Annotated in this window: 10 protein-coding genes; all 10 read right to left on the reverse strand. The window is 72.1% G+C overall.

Going from position 1 to position 16,308, the window contains the following annotated elements; all coding sequences use genetic code 11:
• Window positions 1-164: 164 nt before the first annotated feature.
• Complete coding sequence (locus ElP_RS13285; RefSeq protein WP_145270002.1) at window positions 165-1,226, reverse strand: DUF1559 domain-containing protein; 1,062 nt, start codon at window positions 1,224-1,226, stop codon at window positions 165-167.
• Window positions 1,227-1,541: 315 nt separating this feature from the next.
• Window positions 1,542-5,093, reverse strand: a complete 3,552-nt coding sequence (dnaE, locus tag ElP_RS13290) for a DNA polymerase III subunit alpha (RefSeq protein WP_145270004.1) — start codon at window positions 5,091-5,093, stop codon at window positions 1,542-1,544.
• Window positions 5,094-5,469: 376 nt separating this feature from the next.
• Entirely contained in the window at window positions 5,470-5,961 is a 492-nt protein-coding gene (locus ElP_RS13295) for a hypothetical protein (protein WP_145270006.1), read from the reverse strand.
• A 99-nt stretch (window positions 5,962-6,060) separates the two neighbouring features.
• Window positions 6,061-6,318 carry a hypothetical protein gene (locus ElP_RS13300; protein WP_145270008.1) on the reverse strand — a complete coding sequence of 86 codons (258 nt, stop codon included), beginning with the start codon at window positions 6,316-6,318 and terminating at the stop codon, window positions 6,061-6,063.
• Entirely contained in the window at window positions 6,315-6,539 is a 225-nt protein-coding gene (locus ElP_RS13305; protein WP_145270010.1) for a hypothetical protein, read from the reverse strand. Before ElP_RS13305 ends, ElP_RS13300 begins: the two co-directional genes overlap by 4 nt.
• A 205-nt stretch (window positions 6,540-6,744) precedes the next feature.
• On the reverse strand, window positions 6,745-7,074 hold the full coding sequence (locus ElP_RS13310) for a type II toxin-antitoxin system prevent-host-death family antitoxin (RefSeq protein WP_145270012.1): 330 nt from the start codon (window positions 7,072-7,074) through the stop codon (window positions 6,745-6,747).
• Window positions 7,075-7,260: 186 nt separating this feature from the next.
• Window positions 7,261-9,156, reverse strand: a complete 1,896-nt coding sequence (locus ElP_RS40630) for a serine/threonine protein kinase (RefSeq protein ID WP_145270014.1) — start codon at window positions 9,154-9,156, stop codon at window positions 7,261-7,263.
• Between the two features lie 247 nt (window positions 9,157-9,403).
• Window positions 9,404-9,958, reverse strand: a complete 555-nt coding sequence (locus ElP_RS13320; RefSeq protein ID WP_197446956.1) for a Uma2 family endonuclease — start codon at window positions 9,956-9,958, stop codon at window positions 9,404-9,406.
• 80 nt (window positions 9,959-10,038) lie between these two features.
• Window positions 10,039-13,572, reverse strand: a complete 3,534-nt coding sequence (locus ElP_RS13325) for a serine/threonine-protein kinase (protein ID WP_145270018.1) — start codon at window positions 13,570-13,572, stop codon at window positions 10,039-10,041.
• 353 nt (window positions 13,573-13,925) lie between these two features.
• On the reverse strand, window positions 13,926-16,076 hold the full coding sequence (gene glgP, locus ElP_RS13330) for an alpha-glucan family phosphorylase (RefSeq protein WP_145270020.1): 2,151 nt from the start codon (window positions 16,074-16,076) through the stop codon (window positions 13,926-13,928).
• Window positions 16,077-16,308 lie beyond the last annotated feature (232 nt).

Consider the following 16,308-nt stretch of genomic DNA (forward strand, 5'->3'; position numbering starts at 1 on the left):
CCGGCGGCCGGGGCCGGGGCGATGCTCGAAGGTAGGGGCCGGGCCCGGCATCGGGGGGCCGACGCCGGGCCCGGGGCACCGTCCCGGGGTCGTCGACCGGCCGAGGGGGCGGGACGACGGCCGGGCGGTCGAGCGGGCGCCCGATCGGGCGACCGATCGGGCGATCAGTACTGGTCGGCCGAGACGACCTCGCCGCCCTTGGGGGTGACGAGCGACCGGAGGACGACGACGCTGGTCGTCTCCTTGAGGAACTTCACCGAGCCGTCGCCGAGCAGGACGTTGGCCCCGCCGGGGTGGAACGAGGCGATCTCGTCGTTGTTGAAGGCGTTGTTGTTGCGGGCCCGGGCGTTGGCCAGGCTCTGGTAGGCGACCGTCTCGTTGGCCGGGCGGAAGGGGTTGTTGATCTGGCCGGAGACGCCGAAGGCGCCGTCGGGCTCGGCCCACCGCCAGAAGCGTCGGGCGGCGTCGAGGTCGTAGTTCAGTTCGGCCGGGCGGGTGATGGTGTTGTTGACGGTCTTGGCGTTGGCGATGAAGGTGGCGTCCCGGCCGGCGTCCTCGGCGATCATCATCGTGTTGGAGAGGCCGTCCCGGACCTCGGCGATGGCCGTCTTGTAATGGTGCAGCAGGCCGTCGGCGCGGTCGAAGTTGTTGCGGAAGGGGGTGGCGGGGGTGGAACCGGCCTCGCCCCGGTCGCCCTGGGCGTCGATGTCGGTGTAGCAGGGGGCGCCGTAGTCCTGCACGCCGTAGCCGTGGGGCTGGGGGTAGGCGGTGAACGCGGGGTCGAGCTCGTCCCGGGCGTCGCCGCTCTCCCGGACGCTGGAGGGGCAGAGGTAGGCGCCGATGACCGCGCCGCAGCCGGTGAGGTTGGCGCCGTTGATGTCGGCGTAGGGCAGGTCGAAGTTCAGGGCGTTGAAGACCTGCTGCTGCTCCAGCCCCGGCAGGATGCGGGCGAGGACGCCCCACTCGCCGTCGACGAAGATGGTGCTCGGCGGGCTGACGCTGAAATTGGTCCCCTGGCCGGCGGGCGGGAAGGCGCCGTTGGAGCTCTCGTAGTTGTGCAGGGCCAGGCCGATCTGCTTCAGGTTGTTGGTGCACTGGGCGCGGCGGGCGGCCTCCCGGGCGCTCTGCACGGCGGGCAGCAGCAGGGCGATCAGCACGCCGATGATGGCGATGACCACCAGCAGCTCGATCAGGGTGAAGGCGGGGCGACGCGATCGCTTGACCATCGGGGTGGGGACCTTCGTTCGTGACCTGGGGGGGCGGTGGACCGGGACGGGCCGCGTCCGAGGGCGGCTCGCCGGGCCAGGGGACGAGGGTCGGGCGGGCGGGGATGCCCCCGGCGATCCGCCCGACGTCGAGGCCCCCGGCCCGGCCGTCGGGTCCGATTCTCGGGCAAGGCGGCCCCCGGTCGCCCCCGGGAGTCGGGGAAGATTCCGGGAAAGTTTCGTGAAGCGGGCCCGGCCGGGCGGGGGAGGGCCGAGGGCCGGGACCCGTCCCCGGGGGACGGCCCTGATGGCCGGGGCCGGGGAGTGGGAGGCCGGTCAGCAGGAGGAGGGGGGGGCGGCGACGCCCCGGTGGCCGAGCAGGCGGATGGTGCCGGGGCCGAGGGCGGACTCCAGCGAGGCGATCAGGGCGTCGTCGTGGCGGACCCGCCAGGAGGCGCCGGCCCGGAAGACGGCGCGGTGGGCCTCGGCCAGGCCGAAGACCTCGAAGTAGACGTCGAGGTTCCCCTGGTACTGGCCGAGGACCCGGCCGAGGCGGTCCAGCTCGGCCTCGCCGTGGGCCCCCTTGGTGAGGCGGACGACCAGGCCCCGGCAGAGCTCGCCGGCGGCGCGCTCGATGGGGATGATCCGGCTGACGATCAGCTCGGCCGGCTCCCGCTGCCGGGAGAGCTGGCCGCGGACGAAGCAGATCAGGTCGTCCCGGACGAGGTCCTGCGCCTTGGCGAACTCCTCGGGCCAGAGCATGGCCGGGGTGGAGCCGGTGAGGTCCTCGATCGAGAGCTTGGCCATGCGGGTGAGGCCGGATCGGGACCTCTGCACGTTCTTGATCTTGACCCCGGCGAGGATGCCGCCGAGGACGACCTCGACCTTGTCGGGCAGCTCGGCGAGCTGGTCGACAGTGTGGGTCCGGAAGGCCTCGATGAGCCCCTGGTGCCGGGTGAGGGGGTGGCTGGACATATAAAAGCCCAGCACCTTCTTCTCCTCGGCGAGGCGCTCGGCGTCGGAGAGCTCGGGGACGTCCGGCAGGGTGGTGACGATCGTCTCGGGCTCGGCGACGGCGACGGCGGCGTCGAAGGCGTCGAAGAGGCTGGCCTGTCCCCGCTTGCGGTCCTCCTGGCGGGCCTGGCCGCCCTGGACGGCCCGGGGGAGGACGGCGAGCAGCTGGCTGCGGCGGGCGCCGAGGCAGTCGAAGGCCCCGGCCTTGATGAGGACCTCGATCACTCCCTGGCCGACTTCCCGCGGGGGGACCCGCTCGCAGAAGTCGTCGAGGCTGGTGAAGGGGCCGCCGGACTCCCGGGCGTCGATGATCGACTCGATCGCCTTGTAGCCGACGCCCTTGAGGGCGCCGAGGCCGAAGAGGATCGTGTGGTCGTGGTCGGGGCTGGGGCGGAAGGAGACGTGCCCCTCGTTGATGTTCGGCGGCAGGACGGCGAGGCCCATGCGCCGGCAGTCGTCGATGTGCTCGACGAAGAACTTCTCGCGCTCCGAGCCGTCCATCTCGGAGCTGAGCACCGCCGCCATGTACTCGGTCGGGTAGTGCGACTTGAGGTAGGCGGTCTGGTACGCCACCAGCGCATAGGCGGTCGAGTGGCTCTTGTTGAAGCCGTAGCCGCCGAAGAACTCGATGAGGTCGAAGATCTCCTTGGCCTTCGCCTTGTCCAGCCCCCGCTCGACGGCGCCGTTGAGGAAGGCCTCGCGCCCGGCGGCGATCACGTCCGTCTTCTTCTTGGAGATGGCCTTGATCGTCGCGTAGGCCTTGCTGAGCTCGATCCCGCCCAGGCGGTTGAGGATCCGCATCACCTGTTCCTGGTAGACCATGATCCCGTAGGTCTCTTCCAGGACGTCCTTCATCACCGGGTGCGGGTAGTCGGCGGGCTCCCGGCCGTGCTTGCGGTTGACGTAGCTGTCGACCATGCCGCCGTTGAGCGGGCCCGGGCGGTAGAGGGCGTTGGTGGCGATGATGTCGGCGAAGCGGTCCGGCTTCATCTTGATGAGCAGGTCGCGGATGCCGGCCGATTCGAGCTGGAAGACGCCCTTGGTCTCGCCGCGCTGGAGCAGGGCGAAGGTGTCGGGGTCGTCCAGGGGCAGGGCGTTGAGGTCGAGGGGGCGTTCGGGATACCGCTCCCGGATCATCGAGATGGCGGCGGAGAGGCTGGTCAGGTTGCGGAGGCCGAGGAAGTCGACCTTGAGCAGGCCCGCCTTCTCCACGTCCCCCATGTCCCACTGGGTGGACACCACCTCCTTGCTCTTGTCCTTGTTGGGGATCTTCTGCAGGGGGCAGAGGTCGCGCAGGGGGCGGTCGGCGATGACGACGCCGGCGGCGTGGGTGCCGACGTTGCGGACGGTCCCCTCCAGCCTCCGGGAGAATTCGAGCATCCTGAAGATGTCGGGGTCGCGCTCGGCCTCGGCCTTCAGCGCCGGCTCCTTCCGGATCGCCTCGTCGAGGGTGATGTTCAGGACGTTGGGGACGAGCTTCTTGACCGCCTCGACCTTCGCCAGCGGGATGCCCAGGGCGCGGCCGACGTCGGTCATCGCCGCCTTGGCCTTGAGCGTGCCGAAGGTGCCGATCTGGGCGACGTTCTCCTCGCCGTACTTCTTGCGGACGTACTCGATGACCTCGTAGCGGCGGTCCTGGCAGAGGTCGATGTCGATGTCGGGCGCCTCGGAGCGGTTCGGGTCGAGGAACCGCTCGAAGAGGAGGTCATACGTCAACGGGTCGACGTGGCTGAGCTTGAGCGCGTAGGCGACCAGCGCGCCGCAGGCCGAGCCCCTCGCCGTGGTGGGGATCCCCTGCTCGTGGGCGTAGCGGACGAAGTCCCAGACGATGAGGAAGTAGGCGGAGAAGCCCATCCGGGCGATGATGCCCAGCTCGTGGTCGAGCCGTTGCTTCGCCTCGGGGGGGATGGGGTCGCCGTAGCGCTCGCGGAGGCCCTCCTCGCAGAGTTCCCGGAGGTAGCTGTCGGGGGTCTTGCTCGGCGGGGGGTCGAAGGCGGGGAAGCAGCGCGTGCCGAGGCCGAAGCTCTCGTAGTTGGGCTCGACCGACTCGGCGATCGCCTGGGTCTGCTTCAGGGCCTCGTCCAGGCCCGGCATGGCGGCGCTCATCTCCTCCGGGGAGCGGACGAAGTATTCCTGGGTGTCGAACTTCAGGCGGGTCGGGTCGTCGAAGGTCTTGCCGGAGGAGACGCAGAGCAGCACGTCGTGCGACTCGGCGTCCTCTTTCGTCAGGTAGTGGGCGTCGCTGGTGGCGACCAGGGGGAGGCCCCGGCGCCGGGCGAAGTCGAGGGAGCGCTCCAGGTGCTCGGCCTGGACGTGGTAGCCGTTGTTCTGGATCTCGACGAAGACGTGCTCGGGCCCGAAGATGCGTTGATACCAGGAGAGGAGCTTCTCGGCCTGCTCGGTGCGGTCGTTGAGGATGAAGTCGGAGTACTCGGAGGAGACGCAGCCGGTGAGGCAGACCAGGCCCTCGGCGTGGCGTTCCAGGATCTCGTGGTCGATCCGGGGCTTGTAGTAGTAGCCCTCCAGGAAGGCGGCCGAGGAGAGCCGCATGAGGTTGCGGAACCCCTCGCCGGTGCGGGCGAGCAGCGTCAGGTGGAAATAGTTCTTCTTGTTGAGGACGCCGCCGGCGCCCTTGTCGGTGCGGTGCCGGGGGGCGACGTAGGCCTCCATGCCGACGATCGGCTTGATGCCGGCGGCCTTCGACTCGCGGAGGAACTCGACGGCGCCGTACATGTTGCCGTGGTCGGTGAGCGCGAGCGCCTCCATGCCCAGCGCCTTGGCCCGCCTCGTCAGCTCGGGCAGCCGGGAGCCGCCGTCGAGCAGGCTGTAGTGGCTGTGGCAGTGCAGGTGGACGAAGGGCGGGGCGCTGGGCATCTCGCTCACCTCGGTCGGCTCGGCGACAGGCCGGCGGTCGCGGCCTCGGTCGGGAAGGCGGGGCGGGCGCACGGACGGTCCGGGGCGGGGGGCATCCCGACGCGATCCGGCGGGGATGCGGCGGCCTCCTGCCGGCATCCCCCGGGCCGGCACTGCTGTACCGGCGAACACATCAACAGTGTACCGGATCCCCCCCGGGGCGGCCAGGCGCACGGACGTGCCGAAGCACGCCCGTCCAGTCAATCCTAGCTGGTATCGGCCGGGGCGCGAGGCCGAGTTCGGGGTTGTTCGGGGCCGGGGGGAGGGAACGTGACGGAGGGGGGATCGGGGAGGGATCCGGCGGGGTGGGACGAAGGCCGGGGAGGGGGGGATCGCCTCATCCCGGCCCGGACGGGGGGGCGAGGGGCACCCCGGCCGAGCGGAGCAAGGCGTCGAAGACGGGCTGGGGGGAGCGATCGGTGGTGCCGGACGCGGAGGACTCGCCGCGATGGGAGACGAACTGGAGGCACTCGAAGCAGATGACGTAGTCGACCACCTCGCCCCCGATCCGCTCGACCTGGAGGCCGTGGCGGGGCCAGAAGCAATCGACCACCGTCCCCCCCCGGGCGACCCCGTTGTTGAAGGCGTCGATCAGCACCGAGGCGCGGTCGGCCTGCTCGACGTGGACGAGCCCCAGGACGGGATAACCGCGGAAGGAGGCAAGCGAAGGATCCCCGTCGGCCGGCGGGGCCGGGACGGGATCGAGGGCGTAGAGCGTCACCCGGCGGACCTGGTCGGGGTCGACCTCCGGGTCGGATCCACACCCGGAGAGCCCCGCCGCCAGGCCGAGGAGGCCCAGTCGGAGCAGGGCGATCGGACGCATGAGCATCCCCCTTCTCCACCCGGTCCGGTCCGGCCCGATGTGGGAACTCGACCGGCGAGATGGGCGGAACGCGACACGATGACGGGTTTGGCCATCAATGCTGGTTCAAGGGACGATCAGACTCGGCGTGCGAGCCGATCCAGAACCAGGAGACGTCATCGCCTTCTCGCACGCCCACCGCCCGAGAATGCAGCCGACGCGGGCCGAGAAGACTCGGGCGGACGGGATGAACTCGGCGAAAACGAAGGCTCGGGTGATGCGGATCTTGCCGGAAGAGGGCATCGGCGTGACGGGCCTGCGCCGAACCTTCCCGGGCAATGGCCGGTAAAGGGCCAGGAATTCCGGCAGGAGGAACGAGTTCATCGTCCTTCGGGGTCGAGCGGCCGGGCCCGCCCCTGCTTCGCCCCGTCCAGCGCCCGATCGGCCAGGCGAGCGAGGAGCTCGGCCGATTCCGGCCGGTCGAACAACTCATCCCAGTGCCGCTCGGGCTCGATCTCCTGGAGGATGATCGATGCGAGTGCCTCCTGCTCGGGCTCGGGGAGCTGTCGGGGCTTCTGGATCGCCTGCTCCATCAGCTCGGACATTACCGATCCCCTTTTTTCGGCGGGCGATCTTGCCTCCATCCAGCATACTTCGCCAACCCGCCCCGGCCCAGCCGGGAGCGGGCCGCCGGGCTCGGGGATCCTGGCCACGAGGGCGCCGGCCGCCCGTTGGTCGGGGGAGACGGCGACCGGGGGCGCGGCATCCGCCGCGCCCGGGAGACGGCAACGGCCGTGGGAGGGGCCCGGCTCAGACGGGGACCAGCTCGCCATCGGGCTCGGAGGCGGGGACTCGGATGGCCGGGACCTCGCCGGAGCTATCGGGCTCGTCGGCGGGCTCGCCGTCCCCCTTGCCGAGGCCCTGGACGAGGGCGCCGAGCTGCAAGGCGAGCAGGCGGTCGGAGGGGGTCTGCCCCCGGAGCAGTTCCAGGAAGGCCTCGGCGCCGATGATCACGGCCTTGGGCTTGCTGTGGATGGTCAGGACGTATCGGCTGTCGGTGTCTTCCAGCTTCTCGAGGACCTTGGGCAGGTCTCGGTGCAGCTCGCGACTGCCGATGAAGCGGACGCGGGACTGGGGCATTGATTCCTCTTGGCCGTGGTCGGCCGGATGGGTCGGGGGCGGAGCGCCCGAAGGGCTCGGACGGCGCTCCCCTTACTCGCGATGTGCGAGTTGAATGGTACCGGGAGGCCCCCGGCCCGTCAATCGACCCTGGACCGGGAGGCGGACACTTCATCGAAGTTTTATGGCAGCCGGCGGCGGGGCCGGTCAGGGGCGTGCCGATCCGGCTTCCGGGTCCCCCTCGCCCTCGGCCGGGTCGGCGGGCGGGGCGGCGTCGGGGGCGTCGTCCGGGGAGCCTCGGGCCGGTGCCGGCTCGGGGTCCGGCTCGGCCCGGGGCCGGGTCGACCCGGCGTCGGCGTCATCGTCGGGGGCGGTGAGGTCGCCGGAGTTGAGGCGATCCAGGGCGGCGTCGGCCTGGGAGATGAGCTGGAGGAACTCGGCGTCCCCCCGGGCGGGGGTGGCGTAGGAGGCGATGAGCTGGCGGAGCTGGGTGCGGACGGCCTCCTCGGGCAGGCCGCTTCGCAGGCCCATCATGGCCTGTCGGAAGAGGTTGGCGGCGGTGAGCTTCTGCTCCCGGAGGGCCTCCAGCGACTCCTCGCGCTTCTCCCGGCCGAGCATCACCCAGCCGCGCTGCTCGGGGTCGTCCCGGCGTTCGAGGGCGGCGACGAAGAGCGACCACTTCTCGGCGACCAGGGCGTTCTGGCCGAGGGTGACGAAGGGGGTGATCTCCGAGATCGTGGTCTTGTACAGGGCCTCGACCGGCCGGTCGGGCCGGGGTCGGCCGAGGTTGGTGGGGCTCTCCAGCTGGACGGCCCGCCCCCGGGCCTCGTCCAGGGCGATCCGCTCCCGGAGTTCGGCGAACTGGTCGCCGTAGGGATGGTCGGGGAACCGGCGCTCGATGGGCTCGACGTAGCGGTCCAGGGCGATCTTCCAGTCGGCCCGGCTGTCGGACTTCATCAGGGGCTCGGCCCGGGCGTGGAGGGCCTCCAGGCTCGGCGGCCAGAGCAGGTAGGCGGCCAGGGCGACCAGGCCGACCAGGGCGGTGCCCAGCCCGGCGGTCTCGAGGGCCCGGCGTCGGCGCTCGGCGGTGTCCCGCTCGGCCACGCGGGCCTTCGAGGAGGGGGGCTTGCGCAGGCGGGTGCCGGTGGCGCCGCCCCGGGAGGGGTGGATCGGGCCGAAGTCGCCGTTGGAGGGGGCGAGGACGACGCCCCCGGCGTCGGCCACCTGCTTGCGGCCCTTGTCGAAGGCCATGGGGACGCGGTCCCCCCGGCCGGCCTGGGCGCGAAGGTCTTCCAGCAGGTGGGCGACCTGGGAGGCGTCCCAGGGGCGGTCGGGGGGGTCCTTGGCCATGAGCTGGACGACCAGGTCGTCCAGGGCCCGGGGCACGTCGGGGGTCTTGCCGCTGGGCCGGGGGGGGGGCTCGGCCATGTGGGAGTGCATCAGGACGACGGCGCTCTTGCCCTCGAAGGGGGGCTTGCCGGCGAGCATCTGGTAGAGCAGGCAGCCCAGGGCGTAGAGGTCGGTCTTGTGGCTGATGCCGGGGGTGCCCCGGATCTGCTCCGGGGCCATGTAGGCGGCGGTGCCCAGGGTCCGGCCGGTCCGGGTGAGGTTGACCGTGGCGTCCAGGTCCTTGGCGATGCCGAAGTCGGTCAGCTTGATCCGGTGGTCCCGGGTGATCATGATGTTCGACGGCTTCAGGTCGCGGTGCACGACCTGGTGGTCGTGGGCGTACTGCAACGCCTGGCAGAGCTGGATGCCGAACTCGACCACCTGCTCCCAGCCCAGGAAGCCCTCGCGCTCGATCAGGTCGTCGAGGGTCTCCCCCTCGACGAACTCCATCGCGTAGTAATACGTGCCCTGGTACTTGCCGTGGGCGTAGTAGCGGACGATGTTCGGGTGGCGGAGCTGGGCGAGGATCTCCGCCTCGCGCTGGAACCGCTTCAGGGCCAGGTCGCGTTCCAGGAAGTCGGCCGAGACGACCTTGACGGCGGCCGTGCGGGCCCGGCCGTCCTTGAGCGCCTGGGAGGCCTTGAAGACCTCCCCCATCGCCCCGGCGCCGATCTTCGATTCGAGCAGGAAGGAGCCGAGCCGCTGGCCGATCATGGTGCCAACCTGGTGCGGGCGGTGCGAAGTCCGATCGGCCGGGGCCGGGGCCGGGGGGCCGATCGGCCGACGCCGGGCGGCACGCCGTCGGGCCGTCCGGCCGTCCGGCCGTCAACGCCGTCCCAGTATAAGGGGGAGGCGATCGGCGATCGAGCCCCGGGACCTCGAAAACGCGGCGGGGTCGCCCGGGGGCGTCGGGGCCGTTCGGGGCGGCCGAGCCGGGGGGGGCGCCGGCCCCCGGCCGGCGTCAGTCGAAGAACCGGCGGACGGCCACGCGGAAGTCGCCGAGCAGGTCGGGGACGGTCAGCTCCTCCTCGGGCCCGAGGATCCGGGGGGGCTGGTCGACCCGGTAGACCTGGGCCGATCGGGCGTCCGGGTCGAGGACGACGACCGCGACGACCCCGGCGTTGAGGTATTCCGTGACCTTGGCCAGCAGGTCCGGCCAGCGGTCGCCGGGGGAGCGGACCTCGACGACCAGCTCGGGCACCTCCGGGCCGTAGGACTGCGGCAGCGGCCCCCTCGGCAGCCGGGCATACGAGTAGAAGGCGACGTCGGCGCCCCGGACCGTGTCGGGGTCGCGCCCGGTGATCACGCCGGCGTCGTTGCTGAGGACGTGGCCGAGGTCGTGCTCGTCGACGTGCTGACGGATCAGGAAATACGACTGCCCGCAGACCTGCCCGTGGCGTCGATTCGGCGGCGGCATCCGGACGATCCTCCCCCGGACGAGTTCCTCGGGATGGCCCGGGTCGGGCCTCGATCCGAACTGCTCGGCGGTCCACGTCGATGCGGCGGCCGTCGCCATCGGGCACCTCCCCGGTTGCGGCCCTGGTCTCCTCCCCGATTCTCGCCGATCGCCCGCCATGCTTCCAGCCCGGGCGAGCCTCAGCGGGCGAAGGGCTCGGCCGGGAAGGCGAGATCCGCGAGCAGGGCCCGGAAGTCGTCCCGGCCTCGGAGGGGGTCGAGGGCGGCGTCGCCCCGGAGATCGTCGAGGCCCCGGTCGCCGGACCGGGTCGCCCGCCGGAGGTCCGAGACGGCCGATCGGGCCAGGGCCTCCCCCTCGGGGCCCGGGATCCCCGACCCGGGCCGGGCGGCGACCCCGGCAAGGAGGGATCGGCCGCAGGCCAGCTGGTAGAGGGTCTCGGGGGTCGGGGTGACCTGCTCCAGGACCGCGACCGCCCGGCGGTGCTCTTCGATCGCCCCGGCGAGGTCCCCGTCGCGCGTCAAGGTCCTCCCCAGGACGTTATGGGCGTAGGAGAGATCGCGCCGATAGGAGTCGTCGCCGGGGTGGTCCTCGGCCAGCCGCCGGCAGACCGCCGCCGCCTCCCGGTACGCCTCCAGCTCCCCGGCCGGCCGGCCCAGCTTCGCCTGGAGCGAGCCGAGGTGATCCAGGGTGTAGGCCTGGAGCCTCCGGAGGTCGACGAAGTCGGGATTGTCCTCGATGAGCCTGCGGCGGAGATCCGCCGATTCTCGGATCGCCTCCAGCGCCTCGGCCGGCCGCCCGGCCCGATCCAGCAGCTCGCCGATCGAGTAGCAGACCCACGACAGCCTGTCCCGGAACTCGGTCCTCCGGGGGCTGCGCCCGACCAGTTCGAGGAGGATCTCCCGCGCCTCCTCGTACGACGCCAACGCCTCGGCCGGCGTCCCGAGCTGGGCCCCCAGCATGCCCACGTTGATGAGGGTGGCCGCCAGGAGTTCCCGGGAATCGGTGAGATCGGGGTGCTCCTCGGCCAGCGGGCGGAGGATCGCCAGCGCCTCGCGGTACGACTCCTTCGCCCGGCCCGGCTGCCCGGTCCTCGCCGCCAACCATCCGAGGTTCAGGTGGTTGACCGCTAGGCTGTTGCGGAACTTGACGACGGCGGGGTTCTCGTCGACCAGCGTGCGACGGAGTCCCAGCATCTCGAGGTAGGGGCCCTGCGCCTCGTCCGTCTCCCCGGCCCGCTCCAGCATCGTGCCGATGCTGTTGAGGGCGTCGGCGAGCCGATCCCGGAAGTCGGTGACGGCGGGGTTCTCGTCGGCGAGCGAGCGGAGGATCGCCGACGCCTCGCGGAAGGACGCCAGGGCGTCGCCCTCCTGGCCGCGCCGGGCGAGGTGGAAGCCGATCTGAGTGTGGCCGATCGCGAGTCGGCTGCGGAACCCGGTGTCGGCGGGGTGGTCGTCCGCCAGCGTCCCCCAGATCGCCATCGCCTCGCGGTACGACTCCATGGCCTCGGCGGACTCCCCGACGCTCCCTCGGAGATGGCCGAAGCCCAGGAGGCTCCCCGCCAGGCGGTCCTGGCCGTCGGTGGCGGCGGGGTCGGCCTCGACCAGCCTCCGCCGGATCGCCAGCGCCTCGCGGTATTCGGCCGAGGCCTCGGCCAGCTCGCCCGTGGCCGAGAGGACGTCGGCCGTCCCGTGACGGGTGGCGCCCAGGACTTCCAGGGCCTCGTCGGACGCACTCGGGCCGTCGGCCGGCGTCCCGAGCAGCGCCCGGGCCTCCGCGAACGCCGAGAGGGCCCCGGCGCTGTCCCCCGTCGCGTGGGCCAGCCTCCCGGTGGCGTTGAGGCTGCGGGCCAGGTCGAGCGTCGCCTCGGCGTCGGCCTCGGCATCGGAGGCCAGCCCGCGGCGGATCGCCAGGGCCTTGCGATGCACGGCCAGGGCCTCGGTCTGGATGCCGATGGCCTCGGTCAGCTCTCCCAGCTCGAAGTAGGACCGCCCGAGGATCCCCCGGGAGTCGCGGTCGGTCTGGCCCCGGAGCAGCGCCTCCAGCTTCTCGTAGAACCCGGCGGCCGAGCGGAGCAGCTTGTCCCGGAGCCCCTTCAGCTCCGCGCCCTTGAGCATGTCGTCCTCGTTGACGCCGTCCTGGAAGGCCCGGATCGCCTCCCGGGCCAGCTCGAAGCGGGCCTCGACCCGGGCGTTGGCCCGCTCCAGCTCGGCGTTGGCCTCCGTCACGAGGTCGTTGGCCCGGGTCAGCTCGACGTTCTTGGAGGCCAGCGCGCCGTTGGCCCGCGCCTGCACGGCGGCGACGGCCCCCAGCCCGGCCAGCCCGGCCACCAGGGCCACCGCCGCGGCGATCACCGCCGTCCGGTGCCGCTTCGCCCGACGCCGGGCCCGGCGGGCGAACGGCTCCCGGTAGCAGGCCACCGGCTCGTCTGCCGCCCAGCGGTCGACGTCCTCGGCCAGCTCCCGGCAGCTGGCGTAACGGTCCTCCGGCCTCGTCGCCATCGCCTTCAGGCAGACCGCCTCCAGGGCCGGGTCGATCGAGGGGTCGAGCGCCCGGGGGGCCGGGAACGCGCCGAGCCGGACCCGGCGGAGCACCGAGCCGGCGTCCCCCTCGAAGGCCGCCTTCCCCGTCATGAGGTGGTAGAGGGTGGCCCCGAGGCTGTAGACGTCGGAGCGGGGGCCCAGCGCCTCCAGGTCGCCCCGGGCCTGCTCGGGGCTCATGTAGGCGGGGGTGCCCAGCGCCGTGCCCGGCACGGTCTCCGACGAGTCGCCGGCCGAGGGGGGCCTGAGGGTCCGCTCCTCGGCCAGCCCGGCCCCCGCCGATCGGCCCTGGGCCCGGGCCAGGCCCCAGTCGACGACCAGGGTCTCGCCGTGCGTGCCGACGATGACGTTGCCGGGCTTGATGTCCCGGTGCAGCACGCCCCGGGAATGGGCGTACTCGATCGCGTTGCAGACGTCGGTGAACCGCCTCAGGAGGTGGCGAAGCTCCAGCGATCGGCGGCCGGGGTCGGCCTTCGACGCGGGATCGTCGTGGAACCGGATGATGGCCTGCTTGAGGCTGTCTCCCCTGATGAATCGCATGGCGTAGTAGGGGCGGCCGTCCCGGTAGGCCCCCAGGCCGTAGACCGGGACGATGCCGGGGTGCTCCAGGCCGCCGGTGATCTCGGCCTCGACGAGGAACCGGCGTCGGCTGCCGGGGTCGTCGGCGTGCTGGTCGAGGATCTGCTTCAGCGCGACCTCCCGGTTCAGCTCGCCGTCGAGGGCCACGAAGACCGCCCCGAGGCCGCCCCGGGCGTGGGGCCGGAGGACGCGGAACCGCTGGCCGTCGGCGGTGGTCGACCCGACGGCGTAGGAGGCGGTGACGGTGGCGTCGGCGTCGGCGTCCGGCTCGGTCGAGCCGGGGCCGGCCCGGGAAAGGGTCTCGTTGAGGTCGGCGTCGTCCAGGGCCTTGAGGCGGTCGCGGGTGGAACGGCCGGCGGGGAGGGCGGCCAGGCTCTCCCCGGCGTCGCCGCCGTGCTTCTTGAGGTGGAGCGTGGCCATGGCCGCGACGACCGACCGCTGGTCGGCGTCGAGGTCGCCGCGGTCGAGCAGGTGGTCGGCCAGGGGCCTGGCCCGGTCCCGGGTCCAGGCCTGGAAGGCGGCGACGAGCTGCACCTGGTCGATCAGGCCGTTCTGCAGGGCGAGCAGTCCGAAGAGCAGGTCGCGGTCGGCGGCCATCGGGGGTGCTCCGGAAGACGCACGGTCTCGGGCGGGCGGCGGACGCGCCGGAGGTCGAGATGGGGTGGTGTCATTCTCGCATGACCGACCGTCAGATCCAGGCGCGGATGCCCGAAACCGCCCGGTCCGGGATGGGATGGGATGGGATGGGATGGGATGCGACGGGAGCCGGCCGGGGCGATCCGGGCGAACGCCCCCGGCGCCGTCCCGGCCGGGGGCGGGGGCACCTCGCGGGCTCGGGGCCGGGTTGCCTCGGAGGTCGCCGATCTCGGGGAGGGACGCGAAACGGGGCCGGATCGCCCCCGGGAGGGGGGGATCCGGCCCCGTGGTGTTGCGTGGGGGGGTGGCCCGGCTCAGGTGTGGAAGCCGGGCATCTCGCAGGGCTGGCCGCCGGAGGCGGGCAGGTAGGTGAACTGGGCGTAGTCCATCACCTGCCGGTCGGAGTTGAACCGCCAGCCGAGGGTCCGGATGCAGTCCTTCACCCGGGCGATCCACTTGCGGGGCAGGCCGGAGGCGTCCCGGTCGTAGTAGAGGGGGACGACCTGGGAGGAGAGGGCGGCGATCAGGTCGTCGTAGTCGCGCTCGTCCTGGACGCGGGGGTCGGCGTGGGTGCGGCCCGAGCCGATGGCGAAGCCGTTGCGGCCGTCGTAGCCCTCGGCCCACCAGCCGTCGAGGATCGAGCAGTTCAGGCCGCCGTTCATGGCGACCTTCTGGCCGGAGGTGCCGCTGGCCTCCTGGGGGCGACGGGGGTTGTTCAGCCAGACGTCGACCCCCTGGACGAGGAACCGGGCGACGTTCATGTCGTAGTCCTCGATGAACGCCAGGCGGCCCCGGAACTGCGAGGAGTTGGAGATCCGGACGATCTCCTTGATGAATTCCTTGCCGTACCGGTCCTCGGGGTGGGCCTTGCCGGCGAAGAGCAGCTGCACGGGGCGATTCGAGGAGTTGACCAGCGCGGCCAGCTTCTCCGCGTCCTTCATCACCAGGGTGGCCCGCTTGTAGGTGGCGAACCGGCGGGCGAAGCCGATGGTCAGGGTGTCGAGGTCGAACATCCGCTGGTAGGGGGCGACCTCGGCGTCGCCGGCCCCCCGGTTGGCGGCCTGCCGGGCGAGGCGCTGGCGGACGAACTCCAGCAGCCGGGCCTTGAGGACCTGGTGGGTCTCCCAGAACTCGCCGTCGTCGATCTCCGAGGCGCCGGACCAGACCTCGGGGTGGCGCATCCGGTGGGTCCAGTCCCGGCCGAGGTGACGGTCGTAGATGGACTTCATCTGCGGGGCCAGCCAGCTCAGCACGTGGACGCCGTTGGTGATGTGGCCGATCGGCACCTCCTCCTCGGTCCGGGAGGGATACAGCGGGTGCCACATCTGCCGGGAGACCTTGCCGTGCAGGGCGCTGACGCCGTTGGCGTGCCGGGAGAGCTTCAGGGCGAGCACGGTCATGCAGAACGGCTCGTTGTGGTCGCCGGGGTGGACCCGGCCCAGGCCGTTGAAGTCGTCGAAGGGCAGGTGGAGCTGCTCCCGGAGGATGCCGAGGTTCTCCTCGACGAGATCCGAGCCGAAGCGGTCGTGACCGGCGGCGACGGGGGTGTGCGTGGTGAAGACGGTCATGGCGGCGACCTGGCGGACGGCCTCGCCGAAGGGGCGGCCCTCGTCCTCCATGACCCGCCGGATCAGCTCCAGCCCGGCGAAGGCGCTGTGGCCCTCGTTGAGGTGGATGACCGAGGGGTCGATGCCCGAGGCGAAGAGGGCCCGGACGCCGCCGACGCCCAGCAGCAATTCCTGGCGGATCCGGACGCCGGCGTTGCCGCCGTAGAGGCGCCCGGTGAGGGCGCGGTCGGACTCGCCGTTCTCGGGCACGTTGCTGTCGAGCAAGAGCAGGGTGGTCCGGCCGACCTCGACCCGCCAGACCTTGGCGTGCAGGGTGCCGGTCCGGGTGTCGACGGCCACCCGGACGGGCGTGCCGTCGGGGGCCAGGGCCTCCTCGATCGGCAGCCGGGAGGGCTCGTTGTAGGGGTAGTTCTCGTGCTGCCACCCCTCGGCGTCGAGGGCCTGGCGGAAGTACCCCTCGGCGTAGAGGATGCCGACGGCGACCAGCGGCAGGCCCAGGTCGCTGGCGCTCTTGAGGTGGTCGCCGGCCAGGACGCCCAGGCCGCCGGAGTAGATCGGCAGGCTCTCGTGCAGGCCGAACTCCATGGAGAAATACGCCACCGGCCGGGACCGGAGCGTGGAGGCGTGCACGGCCCCCCAGCTGTCCTTGTTCTCCAGGTACTCGTTGAGCCGCCGGAAGGCGTAGTCGATCCGGGAGATCAGCGCCATCTCCGAGGCGCGCCGGACGAGCTGCTCGGGGGGGATGCGGTCGAGGAAGACGACCGGGTTGTGGTCCGTCTCCCGCCAGAGGACCGGGTCCAGCTCCCGGAACAGCTCGATGACGTGGGGCTGCCACGTCCACCAGAGGTTGCGGGCCAGCTCCCTCAACTTGTTGATGATCGTGTCCTGGCTGACCATCGCGCTCCTCGCCTCGGGTCGGTACTCGGCCTCGAGCCCCGGATGGGCGGGACCCTCCCTGCCTTCGGGATCGAACTCGGGCCGCTAGTATGTCGAAATCGCCCCGGCTCGCCAACCCCGCCTTGACTTGGGCGCGATCGGCCGTCCTCGGGACGAGGATCCCCGGGGCGTCTTGCCTGAACCGTAGGACATGGGCGGGATTGCGGGAAGCGGGCTCGCCGAAAGGCCCCGC

This window comes from Tautonia plasticadhaerens (genome assembly GCF_007752535.1).
GTDB lineage: Bacteria > Planctomycetota > Planctomycetia > Isosphaerales > Isosphaeraceae > Tautonia > Tautonia plasticadhaerens.

Excerpts from the sequence above, each read along its gene's own strand:
- ElP_RS13285 (WP_145270002.1), bottom strand. The coding sequence starts at position 1,226 with ATGGTCAAGCGATCGCGTCGCCCCGCCTTCACCCTGATCGAGCTGCTG.
- dnaE (WP_145270004.1), bottom strand. The coding sequence starts at position 5,093 with ATGCCCAGCGCCCCGCCCTTCGTCCACCTGCACTGCCACAGCCACTAC.
- ElP_RS13295 (WP_145270006.1), bottom strand. The coding sequence starts at position 5,961 with ATGCTCATGCGTCCGATCGCCCTGCTCCGACTGGGCCTCCTCGGCCTG.
- ElP_RS13300 (WP_145270008.1), bottom strand. The coding sequence starts at position 6,318 with ATGAACTCGTTCCTCCTGCCGGAATTCCTGGCCCTTTACCGGCCATTG.
- ElP_RS13305 (WP_145270010.1), bottom strand. The coding sequence starts at position 6,539 with ATGTCCGAGCTGATGGAGCAGGCGATCCAGAAGCCCCGACAGCTCCCC.
- ElP_RS13310 (WP_145270012.1), bottom strand. The coding sequence starts at position 7,074 with ATGCCCCAGTCCCGCGTCCGCTTCATCGGCAGTCGCGAGCTGCACCGA.
- ElP_RS40630 (WP_145270014.1), bottom strand. The coding sequence starts at position 9,156 with ATGATCGGCCAGCGGCTCGGCTCCTTCCTGCTCGAATCGAAGATCGGC.
- ElP_RS13320 (WP_197446956.1), bottom strand. The coding sequence starts at position 9,958 with ATGGCGACGGCCGCCGCATCGACGTGGACCGCCGAGCAGTTCGGATCG.
- ElP_RS13325 (WP_145270018.1), bottom strand. The coding sequence starts at position 13,572 with ATGGCCGCCGACCGCGACCTGCTCTTCGGACTGCTCGCCCTGCAGAAC.
- glgP (WP_145270020.1), bottom strand. The coding sequence starts at position 16,076 with ATGGTCAGCCAGGACACGATCATCAACAAGTTGAGGGAGCTGGCCCGC.